The organism is Bradyrhizobium sp. UFLA05-108, from assembly GCF_059803455.1.
In genome coordinates, this window is record NZ_JBANAZ010000134.1 from 1 (window position 1) to 9,442 (window position 9,442).

The window sequence follows — 9,442 nt, forward strand, 5'->3', positions numbered from 1 at the left end:
ATTATACACTCTCAACCGGCTACCGGCCTCTCGGCTCTTGCCCCCGCGCAGCGGGCTGGAGCGCAGCGACTTCGTGCGCTGGCCCATCAGCGAAGTTGCGCCGCGTCCGACGAAGGTCGGCTCATCGCAGCAGAGCAGACCAGATTGGCTCAATTTGGGTTCTTCGCATTTTGACCCCTAGGCAGACTTCAACAATAAGAAATCAAGTCCCAAGCCCCATGACTGATACAAGTGAGACTGATATGGTCCAGATATCAGTGGAACAGGTCCTCGATGGTCAAATGCGCCGACGCTGCTTTATTGGCCTGATAGTTGGAGGCGCGGCGTGGCCACTTGCCGCCCGCGGCGAACATAAAGTCCGCATCCCTCTAATTGGGGTCGTTGGGCCCGCGGCGGTTTCGACAAATGACGACTGGCATGTGTTCAAGACCGCTTGCTCCAAGTTTGGCTGGGTTGAAGGTGACAACATCCACTTCGTGTACCGTTGGGCTGAGTCTTCGCGATTGCAGGCTGTCGTGACCGAGATCATGTCCCTGGCGCCAGATATTATCGTCGCCCTTGGAACGTCGACGCTGAATGCCGTGCGCGAAGTGACAAATTCGATCCCGGTGGTGTTTGTCGGGATCTCCGATCCAGAAGGCATCGGCGTCGTCGCAAACCTTGCCCGGCCGGGTGGCAACATGACCGGGCTCGCAAATTTCGAGCCTTCCATAGGAGGCAAATGGCTGCAGACTCTAAAAGAGATGGCGCCCTATGTGGTTCAGGTAGGCGTCCTCAGACTCGCGGGGGCGCAGTTAAGGATTTTGAAGAACGTTGAGGCCTACGCGACTTCGAACGGTATGAAAGTCGTCGATTGTCCCGTGCGGGACGGTCTTGAAATCCGAGCGGCGATCGAGGCTTTTGACGGCAAGACCGATGCCGGATTAATTGTGTTTCCCGATCCAGTCTTCGCAGGTTCGCGTGCAATGATGTTCGAACTGGCTGCAGAACACCATCTGCCGGCGATTTATCCGTTCCGGAGTGATGCTCGGGCGGGCGGCTTGATGAGTTATGGGATCAATTTATTAGATCAGCTGCGACAGTCGGCCTTTTATGTCGATCGAATCTTGAAGGGCGCGCGACCGGGGGACCTTCCCGTCCAAGCACCGACCAAATTCGAACTGGTAATTAACTTGAAGGCTGCCAAGGCGCTCGGTCTGGACGTTCCTCAGATGCTGCTCGCGCGAGCCGACGAGGTGATCGACTAGGACCACGGCCCGGCTTTGGCCCATCGCTTCCGCTAATGCAGTGCAGCGACATGTCAGGTCACTGGGGTAGACCGGAAGTTTGCATCCGAGGGCCAAACCGACGCGATTGCCCCACAACAGAAATCGACACAAACACAATCAATCAGATTTCACCATCTCAAACACAACCGTACTCGTTGCGCCTGTCATTGGGACAATTACTTTTCCAGTGAAAATTGCCTTATTGTCCGCCATTCGAACGAAGTATACGCGATCGGTGTTGAAGATCGCCTGACTAGATGCGGCATCAACGTGAGCGCTTAGCTTAACGCCGTCAGCAGTCTGCTCACCCATCGTGTATTTGCCTGTCCAGGCAACCTGCGTCTTCATCATCTCGATAGCCTCGTCATCTGTCAGCGTCGGCGCAGCTGGCACTTTTCGAGTACCGTCAACGAACAAGAGCCATATCCTGGTGGGTGTGATCGTAACGTAACCGTCGACCTTGTCTCCAAGCGGATAAGTTACGTTGTCGCCGGTCGTAGCCTTGAGGTTCAGCACCTTCCAACTACCGGTAAGGGCTTCTTTAGTAATTGGCTGCTGGGCGTATGACGAACTCGACAAGGCTAATGCGGTCACAATCAAGGGCAACGTCTTCTTCATTCAAACCTCCCTAATTCCCTGGCGAAAGATTGCATGATACCCGCGCGGTGAAAAGCCAGCGTTTGCGGGATCGAGATAGTAGCACAGGCAGGTTATGGCCCTTTGCGTCCGTTCGCAAAGAACGCCGCCACGTAACTTGGGGGGTAGACCAGACCTCGCCAAGGCCGGCCTAAACCGACGCGATTGACCCAGACCGGAACTTCTAAGATGGGACTGCTTTCGATATAAGCGCGTGTAGCCTGCCGTTTGTGGGGGGTCTACGAAATGGATCCAGTCAGCGATCCAGCCAAGCTGAAGGCAGAGGCGACGTATAACGCGGCAGCGGATCACTTTGACGATGGCCCGCTTGCATTCTGGGATCGCTACGGCCGCCGCACAGTGGAAAGGCTTTCGCTCGCACCGGGATCGTCGGTGCTTGATGTCGGGTGCGGTAGCGGTGCCTCCGCGATACCAGCCGCGATCAATGTTGGACCACAGGGGCGCGTCATAGGGATCGACCTTGCGGAACGTCTGCTCGCGATAGCGCGGTCGAAAAGCGTCGCGCAAAATCTGCACAACGTCGAGTTCAAGCGCGCCGACATGACAGCGCTAGGCTATCCAGATGCTTCATTCGATGCAGTGGTCTCGGTGTTCTCGCTCTTCTTCGTGGCCGACATGGTCGCTGAGGTTCGAGAGCTGTGGCGCGTGTTGCGGCCAGGGGGGAAGCTCGCCATCACGACTTGGGGGCCGCGCATGTTCGAGCCCGGATCGCAAGCGTTCTGGCTGGCGGTGAAGGAGTTCCGTCCTGATCTTGTCGCAACCGTTAGCCCTTGGGAGCGCATCACCAATCCCGACGCCCTGCGCGAACTTCTGTCGGAGAGTGGGATCAGCGGCGCTGAGATCACTGCGGAAGCCGGGCAACAACCCCTTCAGTCGGCGGAGGAATGGTGGACCGTCGTGCTGGGCTCGGGCTACCGCTGGACGGTCGAGCAGATGAGCGACGGAGAAAGGGCAGACGTCAGAACCGTGAACCTGAAGACGCTGCGGGACAGCGGCACCGTGGCCGTCGAGACAAACGTGATCTACGCCGTGGCGCAGAAGATGTAGGCTCGATGTGGCTCCGCAGGCAGAACCTGCGGATGTCGGCTAGTGTCCCATTTGCGAATCTGCGTTTGGTCTGACGGGGGTCCGCTCATCGCGGCAGAGCGGACCAGATTTGCTCAACCTGAGTTCTTCGCATTTCCCAAAGCCGTCATTTTGATCAGCGGCACCCTAGACAGGATGCGTCGCCGGGGCGATCATCGCTTGCAGGCGAACCAGGGGCGCCGCCATGGATGTCGGAGGTTGGCTGCGGAAGCTTGGCCTTGAACGATACGAAGCGGCATTCCGCGAGCACGAGGTAAGCGAGCAGGTCCTTCCAAGCCTCACGCACGAGGACCTGAAGGAAATCGGCGTTGCCCCCGTCGGTCACCGCCGCATGCTTCTGGAAGCTATCTCTGCCCTGAGAGCAAATACGAGCAGAAGCGACCTCTCTGCCGAAACTGCGCTAACCTCTAACGGCCCAAGTGCCCCAACCGAAGACCGTGCAGAGCGTCGCCAAGTCACGGTGATGTTCTCAGATTTGGTCGGATCAACCGCACTTTCGGCGCGCTTGGACCCGGAAGATCTGCGAGACGTTATCTCCGCATATCAGAAGACGGTCGCCGAAATTGTGGGACGTTTTGGCGGATTCGTTGCGAAGTACATGGGTGACGGTGTGCTGGTCTATTTCGGCTATCCTCAAGCCCACGAGGACGATGCTGAGCGAGCCGTGCGCGCGGGGTTGGCCCTGATCGCTGCGGTAAATAATCTAAAGGCCCACGTCGCGCTCCAAACGCGGATCGGAATCGCGACGGGAGTAGTGGTGGTGGGCGATCTGATCGGCTCGGGGGCTTCCCAGGAGCAAGCGATCGTCGGAGACACACCGAACTTGGCGGCCCGCTTGCAGGCCCTTGCGGAGCCGAATAGCGTGCTGCTGGCCGATAGCACGCGCAGGCTCGTCGGCAAACTGTTCGAACTCGAGGACCTCGGGCCACAGGAACTCAAGGGTTTCTCAGGTCCGATACGAGCCTGGACAGCAGTGCGACCGTCGACAGTGGAAGGTCGTTTCGAAGCAATGCATGCAAGCGGACTGAGCGACCTTGTCGGGCGCGGGGAGCAGCTCGAGTTACTGCTGCGGTGGTGGTCAAAAGCCAAATCCGGTTTGGGACAAGTGGTCTTGGTTTCCGGCGAGCCGGGTATTGGCAAGTCACGCTTGACGGCTGCGATGCTCGATCACTTGACTAATGAGCCGCACACGCGCTTGCGCTATTTCTGCTCGCCGCAACACATAGACAGCGCTTTGTATCCACTTATTGCCCAGATGGAGCGCGCCTTCGGACTGCGGCACGACGACACGCCGCAAGCGAAGCTCGACAAATTCGATGCAGTCGTTGCGCTGTCAGCGACCACGCCTCAAGATGCCGCACTATTGGCTGACATGCTGTCGCTGCCCAACCACGGCCGCTACCCAGCGCTCGATCTTACCCCTGAGCAGCGCAGAGAGAAAACGCTTCAAGCATTGACCTTACAAGTTGTCGAACTGGCCAGACAGCAGCCGGTGCTCATGATTTTTGAGGACGCCCATTGGGCTGACCCCACGAGCCTGGAAGCGATCGGCAGGACGGCGGACCGGATCAAAAACCTACCGGTACTCTTGATCGTCACATTTCGTCCCGAGTTCAACGCGCCCTGGCTGGGTCAGTCGAATGTGACTAGCCTGACGCTCGACCGGCTTGGCGAACGTGAAGCTGCCACCATCATCGCGCGGCTGGTCGGAAACAAGGCGCTACCGGCTGACGTCCTGGCGGAAATCATCGAGCGCACCGATGGCATCCCGCTGTTCGTTGAGGAGATGACGAAGGCAGTGCTGGAGGCCGAGGGGGAGTGGGGAGCGGTGAAGACTGCAGCCGCGGTTCCGCCTCCAGCGCTGGCGGTGCCCGCCAGCTTACATGCTTCCTTGATGGCCCGGCTCGATCGGCTGGGCACAGAGGTCAAGGCGATCGCCCAAATCGGCGCGGCAATCGGACGAGAATTTTCGTACTTTCTGCTGGCTGCCGTGGCGTCACGAAACGACGACGAGCTGAAGCGGCCTTTGGAAAAATTGGTGGAAGCCGGACTGGTCTTCCGGCAAGGCCGTCCATCGCGAGAAAATTATGTCTTCAAGCATGCGCTCGTGCGCGACGCAGCTTACGGCACGTTGCTGCGCCCGGCCCGCAGGGAGCTTCACCTTCGTATCGCCCGTGCCCTCGAACAGCAGAGGCCGGATGTCGTCCAGGGATCTCCCGAAAGTCTCGCGCATCACTATACGGAGGCCGGCGCCCTCGAGCGCGCGGCGGCGCTGTGGGGCGCGGCTGGACGACGCTCCCATTCGCGTTCGGCACTGGCGGAGGCTGAGGCTCAATTGAGCCGGGCGCTTGGCCTGATCGGGAGGTTGCCGTCGACGCCGTCGCTACGCCGCCAGCAGATTGCGCTCCAGGTCGAACTATTGACCGTTCTTATGCACACCAAGGGCTACGGTGCCGAACAAACCAAAGCCGCAGCGGCGCGTGCCCGCATCCTCATCGAGCAAGCGGAGGCGATTGGGGAACCGCCCGAGGATTCGTTGCTGCTGTTCTCGGTGATCTATGGTTTTTGGGTGGTCAACATCGCCGGGTTCAACGGTGACGCCGCTCGCGAACTCGCCGACCAATTCATGCAGCTTGCGACAAAGCAGCCCAACTCTGGCCCGCTCTTGCTCGCCCATCGCATGATGGGAGTGACATTGATGTCGGTCGGCATCCCCGCGGCGGGGAGAGAGCATCTCGATCACGCGATCGCGCTATATGATGCTGCAGAGCACCGCGCCTTGGCAACGCGTTTTGGCACGGACGCCCAGGTCGCAATCTTGGAATGGCGGTCGCGGACCAACTGGCTTCTTGGTTTTCCCCTGGCAGCGCGCACAGATGCCAACCGTTCATTCATCTGCGCCCGGGAAATTGATCAAGCCGCGACGTTGATGCATGCCTTGGCGCATTCGACCGCGACACTGATCCTGTTGGGCGACGTTGCCGAGGCCGGTGCTCGTGCGAGGGAACTCGTCGCGCTCGCCGACGACAAGGGATCATCGTATTGGAGCGCGAACGGGCTGATGTGGCAAGGCTGTCTGATGGCGCAGACCGACTGTGCGTCCGAAGCCGTTCACACCCTGGCCTCGTCGATCGAGACCTATCACGCCACGGGCGCCACGATCTACATTCCATTCGTGATGTCATATCTCGCCATGGCACATTCCCAGCTTGAGCGGCATGACGAAGCGCTCGGCGTGATCGAGCGCGCCATCGCCATGGCCCAGAGCACCAAAGAACAATGGTGCGAGGCCGAACTTTACCGGACTAAGGGCACACTGATTCTGCGAAGTGGGAACATGGCTGCGGCCGAGGCCGACTTCGAGCGCGCGCTCGAGATTGCACGTCGACAACAGGCAAGGTCCTGGGAGCTGCGCGCTGCGACGAGCCTGGCGCGGCTTTGGCGCGACCAGGGCAAACGCGACAAAGCTCGCAACCTGCTCGCTCCAGTCCATAACTGGTTCATCGAAGGCTTCGACACCGACGATTTGAAGAAGGCCAAAGTGTTGCTCGACGCGTTGGCGTCATAGCCCGTCGCCCACCGCGACGTCCGGTTATGATGTTGTGGACGGCTCCTCCACGGGCACGAGAGTGCCAAGGAGTGGGCGCCGGTTGAGGCTCCCACGATTCGGAGGAGTAACCTTTAGGCCATAGCAACGGCTGAGATAAATGCTCTCCCGAGGCAACCTCCTCGTCTCAAAGTAAGCGCCAAGCTAATCAGCCGCGAGAAAGACAGCCTGCTCGTAGTCGCCCGAGCCCATTTGTCCGGGCTCGAAGATCCCGTGCTTGGCTATCCAGTCAAACGACCTCTCAAAGGCCTCTTTGTTGTAGGGCTCGAAGACGATCCGTTCGCCCGGTCCCCAGCACCGCGTGTCCATCATGGGGTGGAAATGTTCTGGAAACTCGCGCTTATAGTAGTGCGTGTAGAGGTCGGGTCGCAAATCGATGTCGCGCTGCGCCCGCTTCAGAGCCCTGAAATATTTGCCGACGTCGTCCGGCTCCGGATCGCCATTGATCATCGCCGCAATCATAAAGGTGTTATCGATGATCTTGCGGAAGCCCAGCTGTTCGGCGAGATAATAGGGACCGCCGAACAGAGCTACCGCAGGCGATCGACCCGACAGAAACAGCTCGAGGCGGCGGAACAACATGCCTTCCCCGAACGATAGCTCGATCTGGTCGGCGGGCAGATATTGCTCCAGCGCCTGGATCGTGGCGTAGTGGCTGCCCGACTGATAGCCGACCGAGATCGGAACCCCCGCGAGGTCAGCCGGCGTTGTGATCCTGGAATCGGAGGGGACGAAAATTCCCGCAGGCGCGACCGAATAAGCATCCGCATAGAGCTTGGTATGACCCCGCGAAGCGGCCACGTTGACTGTCCAGTGGCACGCGCACGTCACGTTGGACTCGCGTCCCTTCTCGATGCTCTGGAAGGCGCCTGACTTGCCGGTTGTCTTATGGTGTGCGCCGCCCGTTGAGCGAATGAGCTCCCGGAATTCGTAATCTAGGCCTTCGAGGTGAAAGTGGCCCCTTTCTTCCGCGACCCATTCTTGCAAGCGGAAGTGTGGTTCGATGATGAACTTGGCCATCGGTGTCCTCCTATCTGGCAGAACCAATGTCAGGCTGGCGTAGGCAGGTTGGCGTAACCGGCTCCAACAGCCTGCGCGCTCGAAGCGAGGTTGACAGTACGCTAATGCCGGGCTCTGATGGTGGCTATGCCCGAACAGGAATGATGATCATGCCAAGTCGGGATGCCATCGATCTTCGCTTGCGGGATCTCAGAACGCTGAACGTTGTGCTGCGCGAGCGCAATTTGACGCGCGCCGCAGAATTGCTCGATACCAGCCAGCCGTCCATCAGCAAGAGCCTGTCGAGGCTTCGCAACCACTTCGGCGACCCGCTGGTCATCCGCGATGGCCAGGCGATGCAGCTCACGCCAAGGGCGATCGCGATGGCCGAACCACTGCGAAACCTGCTGGCGGCATCCGATGCTCTTTGCAACACCGCACCCTCTTTCGATCCACGTACAAGCCAGCGCGTCTTCAACCTTTTGGTCACCGACGTCGGCACAGTCCTCTTCCTGCCGCCGCTGCTCACGCGTTTGGCGAATGAAGGAAGCAGCCTCAGCCTGCGCGCGCTGCCGTTCGATTCCAGACACTTCGAAGTGAAGCTCGAGTCGGGCGAAGCCGACCTAGCGCTTGGCGCCTTCCCTTCGGCGCCGCGCGGGCTCCGTCGGCAGCGGCTCTATTTCACCAGCTATGTAAGCGTGGCGCGGAGGGAGCACCCGAGACTGGCCCGGCTACGCACGGCTGCAGGATTTCGTACCGCAAACCACATCGTCGTCATGGCGTCAGATGTCGGGCACGCAGCGCATCGCGTGGTCCAGCACACGCTTGAATCCGAACTTGCACCGGAGCGCGTTCTGCTTCGTCTGTCGAGCTTCATTGCGGCTGCGGTGGTTGCGTCGCGAACCGATGGAGTTGCAACGGTGCCCGAGAATGTCGCAAGACACTTTGCCGAGCAGCTCGGTCTAGCGACGTTCCGGCCCTCTATTCCGCTGCCTCCCGTCGAGATCGCGCAATATTGGCACGAACGATGTCATCGCGATCCCGGCCATCGATGGCTCCGGGCAACATCGTTCGATCTGTTCGCAAAGTCACGAAATGGGCGACTCTGATCGAAACTACACTATTCCGACCCATCATGTCCGCCAATGTGTAGGGTTTCGGATGCCGGCCGCTGGAGGGACGGTGCCGCGTATTCGGCGGCCGGCGTCCGAAAGCTTCCAAGGGAAGAAACCGCGCTGGGGGATGTAGGACAATGCCGCGTGATCGAGAAGTCGTGTCAAACAACCTTCAGACGATCAATAGGGTCGTCTATGGGGATTTAATGTTTGGCGGCACCTGTACTTTCAAAGACTTGGCCGTAGTAAAATACCACACCACACAGTCTAAACGTGAGTTCTTCGATATTCGAATCTCATGAGGCAAACTGATCTCTATCGATCCGGAAAGCCTCCAGAGCTACTGAGCCGAAACTGTTTTGAGTTGCTCGTCAAGAGCATCACGGCAGTTGTAACTCTGCTTGCGTCGAGATTCCTTGACAGGGTCCAACAAGCGCGATGGTGCTCACAATCACGCTCGAGAATGCTGGGTTCGAGTTGGCTCTTGTGTAATTGGGGGTGCTTCGCCACGAGCTTCCAGATCAGCAGGTCCTCGATCATCTGATTATCGCCAACGGGCTAATTGCACCGCTCCTCACGATGACCTGTCGCCCATTGCTTCGCTGTGTGTCGCCAGCCGCAGCGCCCTACCGCGCGAGCGGTTTAGATGCTATGGGCCGAGCGGCGAGGCCATGGCACCATCGTCGCGGCAACAAAGCGATGGAGCGCCC

The 9,442-nt window shown here is 59.3% G+C and carries 6 protein-coding genes; 4 read left to right on the forward strand and 2 right to left on the reverse strand.

The genetic code is table 11. From position 1 onward, the window contains the following. Positions 1-242 precede the first annotated feature (242 nt). The gene (locus SO140_RS44855) at positions 243-1,247 is read left to right on the forward strand and encodes an ABC transporter substrate-binding protein (protein ID WP_498544109.1); all 1,005 of its coding nucleotides are present in this window, start codon (positions 243-245) and stop codon (positions 1,245-1,247) included. A 138-nt stretch (positions 1,248-1,385) separates the two neighbouring features. Here SO140_RS44855 and SO140_RS44860 read toward each other — a convergent pair whose 3' ends face one another. After that, entirely contained in the window at positions 1,386-1,886 is a 501-nt protein-coding gene (locus tag SO140_RS44860) for a lipocalin-like domain-containing protein (protein WP_498544110.1), read from the reverse strand. A 264-nt stretch (positions 1,887-2,150) separates the two neighbouring features. Between SO140_RS44860 and SO140_RS44865 the strand changes: the two genes are divergently transcribed. Next, positions 2,151-2,972: a class I SAM-dependent methyltransferase gene (locus SO140_RS44865; RefSeq protein WP_498544111.1), complete on the forward strand. Its 822-nt coding sequence runs from the start codon at positions 2,151-2,153 to the stop codon at positions 2,970-2,972. A 223-nt stretch (positions 2,973-3,195) separates the two neighbouring features. Continuing rightward, positions 3,196-6,579: an adenylate/guanylate cyclase domain-containing protein gene (locus SO140_RS44870; RefSeq protein ID WP_498544112.1), complete on the forward strand. Its 3,384-nt coding sequence runs from the start codon at positions 3,196-3,198 to the stop codon at positions 6,577-6,579. Between the two features lie 183 nt (positions 6,580-6,762). Here the strand turns inward: SO140_RS44870 and SO140_RS44875 are convergent, their stop codons facing one another. Further along, complete coding sequence (locus tag SO140_RS44875) at positions 6,763-7,638, reverse strand: substrate-binding domain-containing protein (RefSeq protein ID WP_498544113.1); 876 nt, start codon at positions 7,636-7,638, stop codon at positions 6,763-6,765. A gap of 149 nt (positions 7,639-7,787) precedes the next feature. Between SO140_RS44875 and SO140_RS44880 the strand changes: the two genes are divergently transcribed. Beyond that, positions 7,788-8,726: a LysR family transcriptional regulator gene (locus SO140_RS44880; protein WP_498544114.1), complete on the forward strand. Its 939-nt coding sequence runs from the start codon at positions 7,788-7,790 to the stop codon at positions 8,724-8,726. The last annotated feature ends 716 nt before the right edge of the window (positions 8,727-9,442 follow it).